This window comes from Floridaenema aerugineum BLCC-F46 (assembly GCF_041929345.1).
GTDB classification, from domain to species: domain Bacteria; phylum Cyanobacteriota; class Cyanobacteriia; order Cyanobacteriales; family Aerosakkonemataceae; genus Floridanema; species Floridanema aerugineum.
Genome location: NZ_JBHFNQ010000098.1, coordinates 34,470 through 53,512 on the forward strand (window position 1 = coordinate 34,470; position 19,043 = coordinate 53,512).

The 19,043-nt window shown below is 41.1% G+C and carries 13 protein-coding genes; 6 read left to right on the forward strand and 7 right to left on the reverse strand.

From position 1 onward, the window contains the following. Window positions 1–50: 50 nt before the first annotated feature. Both ACE1CC_RS12695 and argJ read right to left on the reverse strand, forming a co-directional pair. Window positions 51–1,997 (reverse strand): PAS domain S-box protein, encoded by a 1,947-nt coding sequence (locus ACE1CC_RS12695; protein ID WP_413270799.1) that lies wholly within the window; start codon window positions 1,995–1,997, stop codon window positions 51–53. Window positions 1,998–2,760: 763 nt separating this feature from the next. Continuing rightward, complete coding sequence (gene argJ, locus ACE1CC_RS12700; protein WP_413270800.1) at window positions 2,761–4,002, reverse strand: bifunctional ornithine acetyltransferase/N-acetylglutamate synthase; 1,242 nt, start codon at window positions 4,000–4,002, stop codon at window positions 2,761–2,763. Between the two features lie 281 nt (window positions 4,003–4,283). On the opposite strand from argJ, the gene ACE1CC_RS12705 reads away from it, so the two are divergent. The 4 genes from ACE1CC_RS12705 to ACE1CC_RS12720 all read left to right on the forward strand — a co-directional run bounded on the left by ACE1CC_RS12705 (window position 4,284) and on the right by ACE1CC_RS12720 (window position 6,881). Continuing rightward, window positions 4,284–4,502: a hypothetical protein gene (locus tag ACE1CC_RS12705; protein ID WP_413270801.1), complete on the forward strand. Its 219-nt coding sequence runs from the start codon at window positions 4,284–4,286 to the stop codon at window positions 4,500–4,502. Beyond that, the gene (locus tag ACE1CC_RS12710) at window positions 4,460–6,175 is read left to right on the forward strand and encodes a S8 family peptidase (RefSeq protein ID WP_413270802.1); all 1,716 of its coding nucleotides are present in this window, start codon (window positions 4,460–4,462) and stop codon (window positions 6,173–6,175) included. Before ACE1CC_RS12705 ends, ACE1CC_RS12710 begins: the two co-directional genes overlap by 43 nt. A 65-nt stretch (window positions 6,176–6,240) precedes the next feature. After that, a complete protein-coding gene (locus ACE1CC_RS12715; protein ID WP_413270803.1) occupies window positions 6,241–6,495 on the forward strand; it encodes a hypothetical protein in 255 nt (84 codons plus the stop codon). A 125-nt stretch (window positions 6,496–6,620) separates the two neighbouring features. Beyond that, entirely contained in the window at window positions 6,621–6,881 is a 261-nt protein-coding gene (locus tag ACE1CC_RS12720) for a hypothetical protein (protein WP_413270804.1), read from the forward strand. A gap of 186 nt (window positions 6,882–7,067) precedes the next feature. On the opposite strand, the gene gatB is transcribed toward ACE1CC_RS12720, so the two are convergent. The 5 genes from gatB to ACE1CC_RS12745 all read right to left on the reverse strand — a co-directional run bounded on the left by gatB (window position 7,068) and on the right by ACE1CC_RS12745 (window position 14,481). Continuing rightward, entirely contained in the window at window positions 7,068–8,546 is a 1,479-nt protein-coding gene (gene gatB / locus ACE1CC_RS12725; protein ID WP_413270805.1) for an Asp-tRNA(Asn)/Glu-tRNA(Gln) amidotransferase subunit GatB, read from the reverse strand. Window positions 8,547–8,708: 162 nt separating this feature from the next. Next, window positions 8,709–9,125, reverse strand: a complete 417-nt coding sequence (locus ACE1CC_RS12730; protein ID WP_413270806.1) for a zf-TFIIB domain-containing protein — start codon at window positions 9,123–9,125, stop codon at window positions 8,709–8,711. 16 nt (window positions 9,126–9,141) lie between these two features. Then, window positions 9,142–9,558 (reverse strand): VanZ family protein, encoded by a 417-nt coding sequence (locus tag ACE1CC_RS12735; protein WP_413270812.1) that lies wholly within the window; start codon window positions 9,556–9,558, stop codon window positions 9,142–9,144. A 513-nt stretch (window positions 9,559–10,071) separates the two neighbouring features. Next, window positions 10,072–12,708 (reverse strand): alanine--tRNA ligase, encoded by a 2,637-nt coding sequence (gene alaS / locus ACE1CC_RS12740; RefSeq protein ID WP_413270807.1) that lies wholly within the window; start codon window positions 12,706–12,708, stop codon window positions 10,072–10,074. Window positions 12,709–14,244: 1,536 nt separating this feature from the next. After that, entirely contained in the window at window positions 14,245–14,481 is a 237-nt protein-coding gene (locus tag ACE1CC_RS12745) for a hypothetical protein (RefSeq protein WP_413270808.1), read from the reverse strand. Window positions 14,482–14,666: 185 nt separating this feature from the next. On the opposite strand from ACE1CC_RS12745, the gene ACE1CC_RS12750 reads away from it, so the two are divergent. Next, complete coding sequence (locus ACE1CC_RS12750) at window positions 14,667–17,309, forward strand: CHAT domain-containing protein (protein ID WP_413270809.1); 2,643 nt, start codon at window positions 14,667–14,669, stop codon at window positions 17,307–17,309. Window positions 17,310–17,740: 431 nt separating this feature from the next. After that, on the forward strand, window positions 17,741–19,043 hold a 1,303-nt coding region (locus ACE1CC_RS12755), incomplete at its 3' end, for a filamentous hemagglutinin N-terminal domain-containing protein (protein WP_413270810.1).

The following is a 19,043-nucleotide window of genomic DNA, read 5'->3' on the forward strand; positions in this document are numbered from 1 at the left end:
ATTTTCCTTTTCAAAGGTTAACATGATTTTTGCTTAAGTAAATAGGTATTTTAAATCCTGGGTTTATAGGGTAACTGCTGAAAGGTTAATTTAAAAATAGTCCCCGATTGACAATCAAATTCTAAATTAGCTTTCAATTGCTTGGCGAGAATTTGGACTAGTTTCAAACCTAAAGAAGCCGGATTTTGCCAGTCCACAGTCGCGGGAATACCAATGCCATTATCTGCGACAATTAAATTTAATTGCTGATTTTCCCATTGAAATAGTTGCACTTTTACTTCTCCAGATTTACCATTAGGGAATGCGTGTTTATAAGCATTTGTAATTAATTCATTGATAATTAACCCGCAAGGAATAGCTGTCTCTAAATTTAATGATAATGGTTGGGCTTCCACAATTAAATTAATAGGTTTACTATTACTATTAAACGATGTACAAAGATTACCAATTAACCGCCGAATATATTTCTCTAAATTCACCTTTCCTAAATCTTCAGATTGATATAGTTGCTCATGAATTAATGCCATTGTGTAGATACGATTTTGGCTATCATCAAAAATATCTAAGAGCTTTGGCTCGTTAATAGTATGAGCTTGTAAATGTAAGAGGCTAGCAATTACATGAAGGTTATTTTTGACGCGATGGTGAATTTCTTTGAGTAAAATTTCTTTTTCTTCCAGCGCTAGGTGAACTTTTTGTTCTGCTTCTTTACGCCGAGTAATGTCACGGACTATAATTAATACTTCATCTTTACCACAGGGCGAAATCCGAACTTCTTCATAACAAATTTTGTTATATTTTAAAAGTTGATGTTCGTAAATTTGGACTTCTTTGGTAGTCAGTGCTTGTTCTATCTGTTCTAACTGTTTTTGCAAAATATCTGGTGTAAGTAATTCGTCAAGGTGGGTAGCGATCGGTACGTAATTTTTAGCTGAAGAATCTTTGGGAGGAATGAAGTTTAGGCAAGTTCCATCTCTTTTCACCCGCAACAATAAATCGGGAATTCCCTCAATAATTGCCCGATTTGTAGCTTCGCTTTGTAATAATGCTTTCTCTGTAAGTTTGCGCTCAGTAATGTCAGTAATCATAGCCAATGCACCCCTATATTCCCCTATTTGATTGTGAATCGGTGAGCAAGAAACGATCGCCCATAAATCCGAGCCATCTTTTCGCCGAAATTTAAAATCCTCCGGTTTTCTAATACCTTGGCGGCAAATTTTTACTCTTTCTTTTGCTATAAGTTGGCTTTCTTTATCCATGAATTTAAAAATAGATTTTTCCATCATTTCTTCTATGGTATAGCCCAACATTGTGGCTATTTTACTATTGACAAAAATAGTGTTTCCTTGACGATCGAATTGCCAAATTCCTTCAGCAGAAGTTTCCACAATCCGACGATATTGTTCTTCACTGGCGCGTAATGCTTCTTCTGTAAGTTTGTGAGTGCTAATGTTCCGAACGATCGCCAAAATTTGGTCATTTTTCCAAGGAACTAGGCGAGCTTCTTCCCAACTTCTTTCGCTGTTGGCAAAAGTTAAGTTATACTCAATTGTCACAGGAGTTTGTGTTTCTCTGGCTTCGGCGATCGCATTTTTATATTGAGCAAAAACCTCTGGGGGTAAAATTTCAGATAAATTTTTTCCTAAAAAGTTTTGCTTAGGTAAATCTAGATTTAAGTTTGCCGCCGTATTCTGATAATCTGTAACTCTTTCACTTCTGTCTATGTGAAATATTCCCTCGGGAATAGCTTGTAAAATAGCTGCCATTTCTTCTACTACTGAACCCAAATGTTGTTTTCTTCGTTTGATTTTTCCTAGCAAATAATGGAACTTCAAGAATTGGATACTGTTTGGTAAAACCGGGAATTTAAATTGACATACTAAATAAATCAGTAGAATAAATATCAGATAATAACTCAAGAAAATCTGGCTAGTCAGGATTAATTCTAACCCCCTTATACTAAACTCCTTGCTGAAAAAATGTCCGATATCAGCCATTATGATTAGTTTCCTTTACTTGATTATTGTCTATTCTTAATTTCTGCCAGCAATAAACAACAAATTTGGCAATCTTGCAACTTGATATATTTAGATTCCTTAATTTTAAGCAGTTCTTACTTAAAATTTAACCTGGTATAACTAGACTATTTTTTGCTAAATTTTTGACCTTGTTTCTTTTTGATTTAAACCCAAACTATAAGCAGGGATTCAAACACTTACAATTGTCCTATTTAGGGTGATAATCATTAATGATTGCCCGGACTGAGCAATACACATCTTTTAATATAAACCAACTTCTTTAATTTGTATAGATCGGCCTATTTAAATTTAATATAGGTTTAATTTTTTTCATAAGTTTAATTATAAATTAAAAAAAAAGACTGTTAGTACTCCTATAGTCGGTCTAAATGATTCATTAATAACAAGTGAGAATGAAAAGCTTATCCAGTCAAGCTTTTCATTTTAAATAATTTATACTGAGTATATTATATATTCTTATAATTACAATATTAAAGATAATTTTGGCTTTGTCAGTACTATTACTTAATTATTTATGTGCGAAATATTGAAAAAAATGAAACCTACGGAATTTACTGAGAAAGTTTACTTAATAATTTTAGTGCGATCGCCTAAATATTTTTATTTATCAAGGGGAAAGAATGTTGCCAGCCTTTCCCCCTTACCCCTTGTTCCTGACTTCTGAGAAAGTTTAGTTTGAGGAGTGCTTTACTTTACAAAAAACCAACAAAAAGTGATTCAATCACGTTGTATATTCAGCGTTAATCTTCACATAATCGTAACTCAGGTCACAGCCCCAAGCTTTGCCAGAGCCATTCCCGTTACCAATGCTGACAGAAATTAACACTGTGTCATCTTGTAAAAAAGTACCCGACGCTGCTTTTTTGAGATACTCATTAGCCGCAGCACGATCGAAGGGTAAAGGCTGACCATTTTCCATCAACAGGAAATTACCCAGACTAATTTGCAAATCTTTTTGGTCGAAATGCACGCCTGCACGACCAGCTGCTGCCGCAATTCTACCCCAATTTGGGTCACGACCAAAAATAGCAGATTTAACCAAAGAGGAGCCAGCGATCGTTCTGGCAACTTGACGCGCTGCTTGATCGTCCACTGCGCCGGAAACTACCACTTCAACTAAGCAAGTAGCACCTTCGCCATCCCGCGCCATTGCCTTAGCCAAATGTTGACAAACAGCGGTTAACATTGCTTCCAACTTCTCTGCTTCCGGGCTCATTTCCGTAATTGCCGGAGTGCGGGATTGACCATTTGCCAAAGCAATTAAACTGTCATTAGTGCTAGTATCGCCATCCACTGTAATTTGGTTAAAAGTTTTGTCAGCGGCGCGAGAGAGCATTTCTTGCCACAGAGAAGGAGAAACTGCGGCATCGCAAGTCACAAAAGATAACATTGTCGCCATGTTAGGATGAATCATCCCCGCACCTTTGGCAATTCCCCCAATTCGCACTGGACGACCATCAATGGTAGTTTCCAAAGCAATACTTTTCGGCACAGTATCGGTAGTCATAATTGCCCTAGCTGCTGTATCTCCCCCAGTTTCGGAAAGGGAAGCAATTAATTGCGGGATAGCACCTTTTAAGATGTCCATTTTAATTCTTTGACCGATCACGCCAGTCGAGGCGAGTAAGATCGAATCTTCAGGAATATTTAAAGATTCTCCGAGTACTTTAGCGCATTCTTCTGCATCAGCCATGCCTTGTGAGCCTGTAGCGGCGTTAGCTTGTCCAGAATTGCAAAGAATCGCTCTGGCACTAGGTTTAGTTTGCAATATTTGCCGACAATAGTCCACAGGCGCAGCCCGGACAACAGAGGTGGTGAAAACTCCAGCTGCGATCGCCTCGGAATCCGATACAATCAACGCCAAATCCGGCAATCCCGAAGCCTTCAATCCCGCCGTAATTCCCGCCGCCCGATACCCTCTCGGTGCCGTAATGCTACCATCAATCACCTGCCAATCTGACATTTTTTCTCCTCCCGACAGCATCCTTGTTTGAGAGGCGATTATATCAGGAAAGGCAGAAGGAGAAAGTTTCGAGTTCTTAGTTTTGAGTTAGGGGAGAATGTTCAGAGCGCTTCAGTTAAAGAAGCTGATTAAAAGAGTACCCTTGAGGGTACTGGCTTCTATGTTGTTGCACGTAATCATAAAGAAGTATTGGTGCTTCTCCACAAGTAAACAAGTCCGATCCCAAAAATATTGCATCTCCAACCAACTAAATCTGGATCGGGATTGCAGTTGATTAAATTTTGATTACCAATCAATTTTTTGAACTTGCTTTGCTCTACAGCAATCCTAAATTAGTTCTGCAAGAAACAACGCAAAGTTTGGAGAGTTTGTTGCCCAAAAAGGGACAACAAAGCTTCCACACGCTCACATCATTTGGGATTGCACTGGATATCAACAATATTTTAGGAGGCAAAAAATGTCCCCACAATTTGCAGGCGATGGCACAACTCGCCAAGTAATTGTGATTGTAGAACCGGAAATTGGACTCCGCTCTGAAACAAACGGGATTCGTTCAGCCACAGGTGCTGATATATCATCGTTATCCGCAGTACTAGCAAACGACAGTATTACCTTAGAACCCCTATTTGGTCAAAGCGAAGAACGACTGCGTTCTGCTACAGCGAATCTAGCAGAAGAAACCAGCGAACCAGTACCAGACCTATCGGTTTACTATCAGGCTATTGTACCTGCGGAGCGAGCCGAGGCTGTAGCCGAACAGATTCGCAATCAGCCTGGTGTTGCAGGAGCATACGTGCAGCCACAGATGGGTTTACCCTTTGAGCTAAATGCGATGGCTCCCACCCAGCAAGCAACACCCCCGATCACACCCAGCTTTGTCTTACGACAAAATTATTTAGATCCTGCTCCAGTCGGCATTGATACTGCTTATGCCTGGAGTCTGGCTGGAGGACGTGGCGCAGGTGTGCGGGTGATCGACATCGAAGGAGGATGGCGCTTTAGTCACGAGGATTTACTACAAAATGCAGGTGGATTAATTGGCGGCGTTCAGTCTACCGATCTGGGATGGCGCAATCACGGAACCGCTGTGTTGGGTGAGATTGGTGGAGATGCCAATGCGATCGGAGTAACTGGCATTGCTCCCGATGCCAACTGTCGGGCAGTATCTGTCTTTCGCGATGCCTCATTCACCTATAACTTGCCACAGGCATTGGTGCAAGCAGCTAATAGCCTGAGTCCAGGAGACATTATCTTAATAGAACAGCAGTACGGTCATCCCACAAGAGGTTGGACAACTGTGGAATGGTGGCCAGCTGAGTTCGATGCCATTCGCTATGCGGTAACGCGGGGAATTATTGTCGTAGAAGCAGCCGCCAACGGTGGTAATAATCTCGACGATCCGGTTTACAACACACCGCTTGCCGGATTCCCAGCCAGTTGGACTAACCCTTTTAATCGGGCTAATCGTGACTCTGGCGCAGTAGTAGTGGGAGCCGGAAATCCACCTGCGGGAACGCACGGACGGAACTCTCAGCCCAACACGGGTGAACCTTATGTCGATCGCGCCCGCTGTGGATTCTCCAACTTTGGTGCAATGGTAGATGTGCAAGGTTGGGGTTGGGAAGTCACCACCTCTGGCTATGGCGATCTACAGGGCGGTAGCAGCGAAGACACTTGGTACACCGATCAATTCAGCGGCACTTCCAGCGCTTCACCGATCGTCGTCGGTGCCTTGGCTTGTGTTCAAGGAGTATTGCGAGCAGCTGGTCGTATTCCCCTGAGTCCAGCACGAGCCAGAGAACTGCTGCGGTCAACAGGTTCACCTCAACAGGCAGCAACGGGTCGTCCAGTAACTCAACGAATTGGCAATCGCCCCAATCTGCGGCAATTAATTCCGGCAGCCCTGCAACAATCATCCTGGACAGGCACCCAGTTTACGGGAACAGTTCCCGCGAATCAAACAATTTGCTGGTTTACCTTCAACTGGCCTGCCCACTGGCACGTCCTCTGGACAGTTGTACCCACTTCACCTTTTTCCAACGCTCCCCAAGTGACTTGGAAAGTGCGTGTTACTCGCTCATCCGATCGGTTTATTACTTATTGGATTTGCGTGACTAATCTTACTAACCAACCTGTGAATATCGAAGGAAGGTTTGCGGTCTTAGGTTGGTAATCAATTAGCCCTAATCTTGTTCAATTGCGTGCAATCAATACTATCCAAATTAAGGAGAATGAGTCATGAGAGTAGGTGTTCAATTTACGGGTACAGTCAATCCGAATAGCACTCAAAAGTGGTTTACCTTCAACTGGCCAGCAAACTGGCACGTTGTCTGGAATGTGGTGCCAACTTCTACTGCTGCTAGCGGTCAGCAGATTGAATGGAAAGTTGAAGTAACCAGGACTTCTGCTCAGTACTTCACCTATTGGATCAGCATCCAGAATTTAACAGCTGTTCCAGTGAATATTGAAGCGAGATACGCAGTTTTAAATTAATTAGGACTGAAGCACCATAGTCCCAGAAACCCGGTTTTTCGTTCTTATCCAAACACTGAAATCAACCGATTAGGTTAAGAAACCGGGTTCATACCCTAGAGTCGTTTGAATTAGGAAATGGAATCATGAAAATTATCATCGAATCTGATCAAATTCTAGAAAGCTCATTGTCAGAGGTTTCTTTACCTGTTACAGCAGGCATTAACGGAGGCGCAGCAGCCAATCCAACCTCTAATTCGGCAGATGAGTTTGTATCAAGTCCAGCCGCCGATTCTATCAATGCTGGCGATCCGCCCAATTGGTTGATTCAAGAGCTCTCAGCAGCCGTAACCTCAAACGGAACCCAGATCGGTGCGATCGATGGCGGTTCTGCTCCCATTGCCTGAGATTAGTTGACCTGCTCCCCTGCTTCTTTGCCGCTCTGCCAAAAAAAAAGGGGAGCCGCTTGTTTAACGACTCTCCCGATCATCAGGGTGCATCTACTTACATCAATATACCATTTTGGGTATGGGGGGTAACACCCCTTTTTTAAGTTTTTTATGAAATTTGGCGGGTTTTTCGTAAAGAAGTTATCAAGATTGCAACTTCTTGGCTAAGAGTTGGTTGGTAAGCTGGGGGTCGGCGCGACCGTTCGTTTCTTTCATCATTTGTCCGACGAAGAAGCCGAGTAGTTTGGTTTTTCCGTTACGGTATTGTTCCAACTCTTTGGGATTGGCGGCGATGATTTTGTCGATTAGGGATTCTAAAACGGCTGGATCGGAGATTAATCCCTTATCTTTGACCATTTCCTTGACTGAGCCGCCTTTAGTGAGCAGTTCTGGCAGGATTTCTTTGGCAATCTTGCCGCTGATAGTTTTGTCTTCGATTAAGCAGATGAGTTCAGCTAAAGAGTCTGGTTTCAGGGCAATTTCGGTAATACTGAGTTTTTCGTTGTTCAGATAGGCCGTAATATCACCCATTACCCAGTTTGCTGCTTGTTTGGGACTAGCACCATTTGCGACAACTACTTCAAAATATTCGGCTACGGCGCGATCGTCCGTCAACACCCTCGCGTCGTAAGGGGAAAGTCCCAATTCTGTTTCGTAACGGTGGCGTTTGGCGGCTGGTAATTCGGGTAATTCTTCTTTCCAGTGTTGCTTTTGTTCGGTGGAAACTTCCAAAGGTGCAAGATCGGGTTCGGGGAAGTAGCGATAGTCGCTGGAACCTTCTTTTTTTCGCATACTGACGGTTCTTTGACTTCCTTCTTCCCAAAGGCGAGTTTCTTGAACGATTTTTTCTCCGGCTTCGAGTGCAGCAGTTTGCCGTTCTATTTCGTAATCGATCGCCCTTTGAATCGCACTAAAGGAGTTCATATTTTTAATTTCTACTTTAGTGCCAAATTCTTTTTGCCCCACTGGACGCACGGAAACGTTAACATCACAACGCAAGGAACCTTCTTGCATATTCCCGTCGCTGACTCCGAGATAACGCATGATTCTTCGTAGTTCTTGGGCATATTCCGCTGCTTCTTGTCCCGATCGCATATCTGGTTCGGAGACAATTTCTAACAAAGGAACGCCTGTGCGGTTGAAGTCAACTAAGGAATAGGTAGAACCGGAAAGGCGATCGCTTCCGGCGTGAACTAACTTACCTGCATCTTCTTCCATGTGCAGACGGGTAATGCCAATCTTTTTCCTTGTCGCGTTACCTTCTTCATCTACTAACTCAATTTCTAGCCAACCATGCTCACAAATTGGCAAATCATATTGCGAAATTTGATAATTCTTTGGTAAGTCGGGATAGAAGTATTGCTTGCGATCGAACTTGCTATAGGGCGCAATTTCCGCATTCAGGGCTAAACCTGCTTTTACTGCATATTCCAGCACCTTTTGATTCAGTACTGGTAATACTCCTGGCATCCCCATACAAATAGGACAAACATTTTCGTTTGGTGCTGCACCAAACTTGGTAGAGCAATTACAGAAAATTTTGCTAGCGGTACTCAGTTGACAATGGGTTTCTAAACCAATGATGGCTTCGTAGGTAGTTTTAGCTGGAGCAGCTGTAGTCATAATTGAATAAATTGCAGCTTTCTTGAGAATTGGCTTCTATTTTAACCTCTGTGTCCTCATTATGATAATCGGTTTTCCGCAAATTTTTCGCCCTATTTCCATCAGCAATTTTCAGAGCCAACTGAGTAACTGCTGCAATTTTATTACAAAAATTCCCCAATTCTATGTTCCCATATATTTACTAACAATATCGGCAATATATTGTTCGGTTACGATTTCCTTCTCCATTTCTGAACTAAACTGAGAGCGAATTGCTGCCAATTCTCCTGCATCCAACCAAAAACCTGCACAATTAGGACATTCATCTACTAAAACCTGTTTTTTGATGCTGTAATAATGCCGCATCATCGGGATACCTGAACACTTAGGACAATACCTTCTCAGGTTAGGATTAACTTCCACTTCTGGACTTTTTTTAATATTTAGTAGACTTTCTCCCTCTGCTTCTTCCAGGTTATCAACCTTTTGCAGTTCAAAGCGATCGAACCAAATACCCCCACAGCCGCCTTCGCAAGCATCAACGATGATATTTCCCGCTAATTTCTGACTTAACTCGTTGCCACAAGCAGGACATTTCATATATTTACTCTCCCAACTAACTTTTTAATTTTATCCTTTCTGCTAAAAAGTAAAACAATATAATCCCAGCTAAGTCAGCGATTAAGTCTAAAAAGCTGGAAGTCTGTCTGGGTGAAAGTGTTTGCAGTATTTCATCAACCATACAACAGAGAGCTATGATGAACGGCCCTTGGGGAAAAAGTATCCCAAATACCATTACATATCGTTTATTTAAAGCTAGATGACTCAAAAAGGCAGCTAGCCCCAGTAATAGAAAGTGCATGAATGTATCGGCAAAAGGTATCCTCAAAAGTAGAGGTTGCAGACTTTTTAAATAGGCGGAAGTAGAAATAAAAATTAAAAATCCTAAATATAAGCTACAAGCAAAAATCCAAATTTTGTTTGACGATCTGATCTTGGAAAAGTTCATAGTTGCTGAGCCTGCTATAAAGATTACAAAAACTACAAAGGTAACTCAGCTAAATGAGAAATTAGCTGAGTTTTATTAGTTCTCTGCTTCTTGTGGTGGAAATCCTAGTTTTCAGCACAGGAAACTCAGAACTGGAATCCCTGATAAATCAAGCATGACAAATTAATCAGATTTACTTATCACCATAAGCAAAAGAGAGCCAGTTTATTAAACACGACTTCTAGTGATCTACCTAATTAGGCAGATAGTAAACATCACCCTATGGTCTTAATAGGCTATCGGTAATCGATCGGGACTTTTGGTAAGGGAAGGGAACAGGGAACAGGAAACACATTTGTCCCAGTTTAGGTTGATAGCCTCTTAAATATTTTCTAATTTATCTCTTCTAGCTAATATATCAAAATCCGTAAATTCAGGGGAGATGGGTGGACAAGGGGACTCTTGGAAAGTTGATTAACTCAAATCTTTCTCCAAAACTTAAAACTCTCTCAACCGAAGCTAAGAAGTTTCCGGGTCCCCCATCCCCCAGATGCGGATTTATAATCCTTCTCGTAACTGATTGCGAGCAGTTTCTAAGGCTTCTGTTAATTTTGTGGCATCTCTTCCACCAGCTTGGGCTAAATTTGGTCTTCCGCCACCTCCGCCTCCGCAAATTTTGGCGATTTGCCCGATGAATTTGCCAGCTTGTAAGCCTTTTTTATTGACTTTTGGACTAAAAACTGCTATAAAATTCACCTTTTGCGGTTCAGGACTGGATGCTAAAATTACGGCAGCTTCCCCTAATTTTTGCTGTAATCTTTCGGCGGCAGTTTTTAATGATTCAGCGTCCACATTTGGCAGTTCAGCTACTAAGATTTTCACTTCGCCAACTGTTTCTGCTTGGGATAGTAATTGATCGGATTTGGTAATTGCTAATTCGCCTTTTAAGGTTTCTAATTCTTTTTGAGTTGCTTTGAGTTCGGTTTGTAAATTGGTGATTCGATCGGGAATTTCTTCGGGTTTTGCTTTAAAGCGATCGCTCAATTCTCGCACCACCTTATCCCGCAGATTCAAGTATTCTAACACTGCTGGCCCTGCCACAGCTTCAATCCGTCTAATTCCGGCAGCTACACCTGTTTCTGAGATAATTTTGAAAACCCCAATTTCGGCAGTATTATTCACATGAGTTCCGCCACAAAGTTCCATCGAAACTCCAAAATCTAACACCCTGACTTCTGCACCATATTTTTCGCCAAACATAGCGATCGCACCTTTAGCTTTTGCTTCCGCTATGGGCATAACTTCCACAACTCCGGCGTGTGCTTCCCCAATCCAAGTATTAACTAATTCTTCAACTTGTTGGATTTCTGCTAAAGTTAAAGCACGGGAACAATTGAAGTCAAATCTTAAGCGATCGAATGCTACCAAAGAACCAGCTTGAGATATGGAATCATCGACAATTTTCTTCAATGCTGCTTGTAACAAATGGGTAGCGCTGTGATTAGCTTGCACGCGACGACGACAAGATCGATCGATCTGCGCGTTGACGCTATCTCCGACTCGTAAATTACCTCTTTCGATGCGTCCAAAATGGACAAAGAAATCTGATTCTTTTTTAACATCGTGAATGCTAACGATCGATCCATAGCCGCTAATTGTACCGCGATCGCCAATTTGTCCCCCTGATTCGGCATAAAATGGAGTTCGATCTAAAACTATTTGAACTTCGCTTCCCGCTTCTGCTTCTTCTACTGCTTCCCCATCAACTAAAAGTACTTCCACTTTGGCGTTAGCTACAGCTTCGGTATAACCTACAAACTGCGTAGCGTGGATATTTTCGGCTAATTTATCCAGGGAACCTTGTACCGTTAAGTCTATAGTTTCGTGGGCAGATTGCGATCGCGTTGTTTGTTCCTTCATCGCTGCTTCATACCCTGGCAAATCTACCGTTAATCCCTCTTCTTCGGCAATTTCTTGGGTTAGTTCTAAAGGAAAACCGTAAGTATCATAAAGAGTGAAAGCATCATTTCCGGGAATTTCCGTTTTTCCAGCTTGCTTAACTCGTTCGATCGTTTCTTCTAGCAGTTTTTCGCCCCTTGCTAAAGTCTTCAAAAAGCGAGTTTCTTCTCTTTGTAATTCCGCTTTGATGGTGGTTTCTCTTTGGCGGACATTGGGGTAAGCTGATTCGGAAAGAGCGATCGCAGTTTCCGCAACTTTCGGCGTAAACTCTGACGAAATTCCAATCAATCTTCCATGACGCACTACCCGACGAATTAACCGCCGCAACACATAACCGCGCCCGATATTTGATGCCCGAATTTCATCAGCAATCATGTGAACAACGGAACGAACATGATCGCCAATTACTTTTAAAGAAACCTTGGTTTTTTCATCAGCTTTGGCGTAATCAATTCCCGCAATTTCCGCCGCCGTTTTGATAATCGGGAAAATTAAATCTGTTTCGTAATTGTTAGGAACGCCTTGAAGGATTTGCGCCATCCGTTCCAATCCCATTCCGGTGTCAATATTCTTGTTTTGTAGAGGAGTTAAATTACCCTCAACATCCTGGTTATATTGCATGAAAACCAGGTTATAAAATTCAATAAATCGAGAATCATCATTTAAATCAATCTCATCGTCGCCCCGTTCAGGATGAAAATCATAGTACAATTCTGAACAAGGGCCACAGGGACCTGTTGGGCCTGAATTCCAAAAGTTATCTTCTGCGCCCATGCGTTTAATTCGCTTTTCTGGTACGCCTATTTGATCTCGCCAAATGGCAAAAGCTTCGTCATCTTCCTCAAACACGCTAATAGCAATGCGTTCTTTGGGTAAACCGAAAATTTCTGTAGAGAGTTCCCAGGCATAAGCGATCGCAATTTCTTTAAAATAATCCCCAAAGCTAAAATTACCCAGCATCTCAAAAAAAGTATGATGCCTTGCGGTACGTCCGACGTTTTCAATATCGTTAGTGCGAATACACTTTTGCGACGTAGTGGCGCGAGGAAATTCGGGAGTTCTCTGTCCCAAAAAAATCGGCTTAAATGGTAGCATCCCAGCAATAGTTAACAAAACAGTGGGATCTTCTGGCACTAAGGAAGCGCTAGGCAAAATTTGATGTCCTTTTTGGGCAAAGAAGTCGAGGAATTTTTGTCGAATTTCGCTACCGCTAAGATATGGGAGAGATGCTGGCATGAGTCTGTTTAATTTACTTGGTGATAGGGGACTAAGGGTGATAGGCAACTAAGGGTGACAGGCAAGATGCCCGTCCTACGAGACAGGGAACTGGGAAAGTTCTTAGCTTCGTTGGAGAGAGTTTTGAGTTAGGAAGAAAGTTTTGAGTTGTTTCCCCATGCTACCCAGTTCTCAATCTCCAAACCCCCATTTTAACTATATTTTGGGTTTTATTTCCGGCAGTCATCTGAACAAGAAGAAAACGTAGGGTGCGTTACACTGGTGTTAACGCACCATGATCGAATCCCGTAGGACAGGCATCTTGCCTGTCATCCGCCTGTCATCCGCCTGTCATCCGCCTGTCATCCGCCTGTCATCCGCTTGAGCAATGTTAACGCTCTTTGCTAAAAACTAAGTAGTGTAAAGACAAATAAAATTAAGTAAACAACCACTCACCGTTAAAGTTAACTGTGCTACTTTAAAGATGGATACCGAAGGAACAAACAATCAACCAAAAATAAACGGTTCGGTCGCGGTATCTCCTGACAGGAACCAGATTGCAGTTATCAAGGCATAGCTTAAAAAAGTGGCAAAACTCTCTTTGTTAGAGCAGCGCCAAACCCAGATCAGGAAAGACCAATCTATGCGAAGGCCAAGGTAGTCAAACTGCAATTACGATTGTCCACCTTAGTTGTTTACCGTTTATCATCGTCCTAGTTTTTGACGATTAACACTTGAAAATTTTGCTCATTTTTTCCGAACGTGCCTAGTCTCCTTGACTAGGCATTGTTGTGTTTGGGGGTTTTTGGGGATTGTGGTTAGAAAAAATTTTACAAGGTTACGAGTAAATACGAATTATTGAGAGCCAATTTTAGGCTATTTCGGATTCATGGTGAGAAATGTTCATAGGTGTTACAAACTTTGAAAACGGTGCGTTAGGCACGGGAATTTAATTATTGGTTGAAATGCTGAATTTGTTATCCGTGCCTAACACACCCTACAGTTAAATAAGATTTTGTTATCACCATAAATACGGGAGAGCCATTACCTAGTTATTCTCCTGAATTAAATCGGATTGAGAATGAATGGCAAAGAATCAAAGAAGATGAATTAGCAGGTCCTATGTTTGAGGATGAATATGAATTATGTTTGGCGGTGATCAGCGCCATAGAATCTCGGCAACAAAACAATGGATTAAACGTAACAAGATATCGCTTTAATTAAATAAACCAGATAACCTTTCATAGAATCTTTCTTCTGATAACACAGCCGATGAAAAGCTTTGGTTATCAGGATTTTCGTCGATAATATCCTTGATTATCTAAAATTTAATTATTACTTAGGGTTTGCTGAATAAAGGTAAAAAGTAAGATAGGCAAGGGTGAAAGCGCCTTTTTTGCTCAAAACAAGTGCTAGTTTTTCAGACCTTTTGGCGCTTTCATCCTTGCCAATTTCTGCGGAAATTGTAGGGACACGGCATGAAAGAGATAACCTAAGAATTGCAAATATTAATGATGCCGTGTCCCTACCCCCACCAACAGACTTTTTCAGCAAGCTCTACTTAGAAAACTTTCCCCAAAACTTTTGGTTATTTAACCCTGATGTTGAAAAACCTCTATTAATCGCTTGTCTAAATTTAGCGATCGCTCTTCCCTGTGTTGCAAAACTTAACACAGTATCATTTTCTTTTGTCCGACTACTTAACTGGAATTGTTGTTGAATGTGGCTAGGAACTGAAGAGGTTGATTTGTGAGTTTTAATTGGTTGAAAGTCTGACAAAGTTAGCAGTTTCATAGTTTCAGAATGAGTACTATTTCTGAAACTTAAGTGGCGTTTGCGCCACTGGAACACATTAGTTTTTGTCGAGCGAGACCCGAACTCCAGCCAGCCGATCGCTGATAAATAAGTTTTTTATATAATCAAGGTAATTAAAACATCGTATATTCAAAAATGTTATCACGCTGCTATGAAAAGCACTCATGCTAAATCGATCGCATTCTCTAAAAAAATTATCAATTATCTTTCTCGGTAGCCTGATCTTAAGTTTATCGTTAGGTAACTTTTCCTTGACAACCGGGCAAGTAGAATGGGGAAAACCTGTAGTCGCTCAGTCTGTGGATGCTAAACAACTGGTACAGCGAGGTGTGGAATTGTATCAAAGGGGAGAAGTACAAGGAGCGATCGCGCAATGGGAAGCTGCCCTAAAATTATATCAAAGCAGCAATGACCGATCGCAACAAGCGATCGTTTTGGAAAATTTAGCTAGAGCTTATCCGCAAATCGGGGAAATTGATAAATCTCGCACTTATTGGGAACAAGTTGTGGCTATTTATCGCCAGTTGGGAAATTATCAACAAATGGGGCGAATGTTAACTGAATTAGCTCAATCTTACAGTAGTTTGGGGCAATCGAAAAGAGCGATCGCCATTTTATGCGGAGAATACAAAAGCGAAACTTGCAAAAGTAATAGTGCATTGGAAATTGCCCGGAGTTTTCAAGATAATTTAGGAGAAGCAGCAGCTTTGGGGAGTTTAGGTAATGCTTATCTTAAGCGAGGTGAGTATGGAAGGGCGATCGCAAATTTAGAAAACAGCTTAAAAATTGCCGAAGCAATTAACAATCCTCTGTTTGTCGCTTCCTTACAAAATTACTTAGGAAACACTTACGTTAATCTGGCAATATTAAATTATAATCGAGCTAACTTAGCGGAAGTTAGAGGCGATCGAACCACCGCTAATCGATTTAAAGAAGCAGCTAAGAGCTATGATAACCAAGCTCTCAAATATTTTGCAGATAGTTTAAAAATTGCCGAATCACAAAATGATATTCCCGGACAATTACAAGCTATAATTAACTCAATTTTTGTCCATAATCGCAGTAGTTCATTTATGCTTGTTGATGATTTGAGACAACAAGCTATTGCATTATTAGAACGTTTACCAGACTCCCAAAAGAAAGTTTATGCAGCCATTGAATTAGTGAGAACTCTTCAAACTGTCAACTTATTTGCTGAAGATTTCGACAGGACAAAATGCTTGACTCCTGAGCAAGAATTAACAGCTAAAAAATTACTGGAGTCAGCAGTTTCAATTGCTCAAAATTTGAAAAATTATCGGGCTGAATCTTTTGCTTTAGGTGAATTAGGGCAGATTTATGAATGTCGGCAAGATTATCAAAAAGCCTTAGAATTAACTCAACAAGCGCAGTTAGCTGCCGATCAAGGATTGAATGCTAAAGACAGTCTTTTCCTTTGGGAATGGCAAGCTGGGCGAATTTTTCAAGCTCAAAATAAATCGACAGAAGCTATTAATGCTTATCAAAGAGCGGTGAATACATTAGAAGAGATTCGTAGCGATCTTATTACGAGTAATCGGGATTTGCAGTTTGATTTTCGCGATCGTATTAACCCCATTTACCGAGAATTAGCTAAATTAAGATTAAACCAAGCTAACTCCCAACTTATTGAACCTAACACTCGCACCAAACAAATAAGTTTTGCCTTGCGAACTATTGATTCCTTGAAACTAGCAGAACTGCAAAACTACTTTGGTAATGACTGTGTAATAGCACCCGCCAATCAAGATCTAGCCGAAGCAAACATTAGCAATGAAACAGCTATTTTTAACTCAATTATTTTCCCCGAAGGCACAGCTATTATCGTCAGTTTTCCCAACGGAGAAAAGAAATTTACTTGGATAAACACAGACAGTAAAACTTTCCGCCAAACAATCAACGAATTTCGCCGAGGATTAGAAAGATTCCGCGACTTAGTTTACGATCCAAAACCCGCACAAAACCTATATGATTTAATCATCCGTCCTTTCGCCGCCGACTTAGAAAAAGCGCAAATCAAAACCTTAGTTTTTGTCCAAGATGGGATTTTACGCAGCATTCCAATGGCAGCACTTCACGATGGAAATAAATTTTTAGTTGAAAACTATGCCATTGCCACCACACCCACATTAAGCTTAACAAATCCGAGAATAACCAAAGCGGAAAACCTGCGGGCATTAGCGGTAGGGTTAACTAAAGAAGCTACAATTGATGGGCGATTATTTCCAGCTTTAGCTAATGTCAGCACAGAAATCAATCAAATTCAAAGTCAGCTTACCGGAAGTAAATTGCTCTTGGATGAAAGTTTCACATATCAGAATTTACAGCAAGAATTAAACACCACAATTTTCCCGATTATTCACATCGCAACTCATGGGGAATTTGGCAGTGTTCCCGAAGAAACATTTTTAGTCACCGGAAATAACGAAAAGCTCACCATTATCCAATTAGAAACAGCGATTCGTAACATGAAAATTAGCGATACTGAAGCACTAGAATTACTAGCACTTACAGCTTGTCAAACCGCAGTAGGAGATGATAGAGCAGCACTTGGATTAGCTGGAGTTGCAGTACAAGCAGGAGTTCGCAGTGCCTTAGCATCTTTGTGGTTTATTAATGATGCCTCAACCGTTAAAGTTGTGAATGAATTTTACCAAAATTGGCATCAAAAAGGATTAAGTAAAGCTCAAGCATTGCAAGCAGCCCAAAAAACCTTAATTTCCCAAGGAGGAGACTATGCTCATCCAGCATATTGGGCACCTTTCATCCTAATTGGTAGTTGGTTGTAATATCATTTCCAGCTAATTACATTACAAATAATGTAGAGACGTTATATATAACGTCTCTACATTATAGGCTGATTATCCTGATATCTAAGCGAATTGTAGTTTTCGGTAATAGCTGTTTCTGATTTGAGAATTAAAGTTTGCGGAAAAGGCAAATGATTTTAGTAATTGTTCTTGATTTAATGAAACGAGAAAAATTGCTGGATTTTTGCTATGCTCAAATGTTTATTACTCTTATTAGGCATACTCTTAGTCATAGCTTTTGCTCCACCAGTTCAACTTTACTTAATGAGATTAACGAGCAATAGCTTAGTTGAAAGTAGTAGAATTAAACCTGTCAGGCAAGCCATCCCCGGTGGTTCAGATTAGGATAATTTAATTCTCAGAAAACCTAAATAGTGGTATTATTGATAATAATTGCTCTACCAACCTGAATGAAACCCAATACTCGCTCATTCTACATCACCCAAAGCAGCGCCCTCTTAACATTATTAGCCGCCTACCCAGCAGCAGCACAAATTATCCCAGATGGGACAGTCAACACCACTGTTACACCAACTGGTAATATTAATGTAATTGAAGGCGGAACCAGAGCAGGTAGTAATCTGTTTCACAGTTTTCAAGAGTTTTCCGTTCCCACAGGTAGGGAAGCCTTTTTTAATAACGCTTTCGATATCCGAAATATATTTAGTCGAGTCACAGGTAAATTACCTTCTAATATTGATGGATTAATTCGTGCAAATGGAATTGCTAACTTATTTTTACTCAATCCCAATGGAATCATCTTTGGGCCAAATGCCAGATTAAATATTGGCGGTTCATTTTTAGCGACTACTGCTAATAGTTTTAAGTTTGCCGATGGCAACGAATTTAGTGCTACCAATCCCCAAGCTGCACCTTTACTGAGTATTAATGTACCTATTGGCTTGCAATATGGAAAGAATGCCGCAGAGATTCGCGTGCAGGGTAAAGGTCAAGATTTAGGTTTTGCCACAGAAAGTTTTGACAGTTCATTAAATCCTTTGGAAGTTTTGCTAGGAAAAACTTTGACATTTGTTGGAGGCAATGTTGTAGTTGACGGTGGAATTTTACAAGCACCAGGGGGTAGAGTTGAGATAGGGGGAATAACAGGAGAGGGAACGGTAGGACTCAATGCTGATGGTAGTTTGAGTTTCCCGGAAGGAGTAGTACTTTCAGATATATCAATTACTAATAAAGCGGGAATTAATGTGATTGCCGCTGGTGGTGGTAGCATTACCATCACTGGCAGGAACTTAGATATTGCGGGAGAAAGTTTACTTACTGCCGGGATAGCTAGAGGAAAAGGGTCAGTTGATGCTATAGCGGGAGATATTACGCTTAATAGTACCGAGGCGATGACAATTGCATCAAGCTCCATAGAAAACAATGTTAATCCTGATGCAATGGGAAATAGCGGCAAGATTAACATCACTACTAAATCCCTGAGTGTTACCAATGGCGCTTTTTTAAGTACCAGCACATTTGAAAAAGGCAATGCCGGAAGTGTGACGATTGTGGCTAGCGATAGTGTCTCTTTTGATGGTGAGAATAAGGATGGATTTCCCAGTGGAGCTAATAGCCAGGTGGAAGAGATTGCCGAGGGAGATGCAGGTGGTGTGAGTATCACTGCTAAATCCCTGAGTGTTACCAATGGTGCTCAACTAAGTGCCAGCACATTTGAAAAAGGCAATGCCGGAAGTGTGACGATTGTGGCTA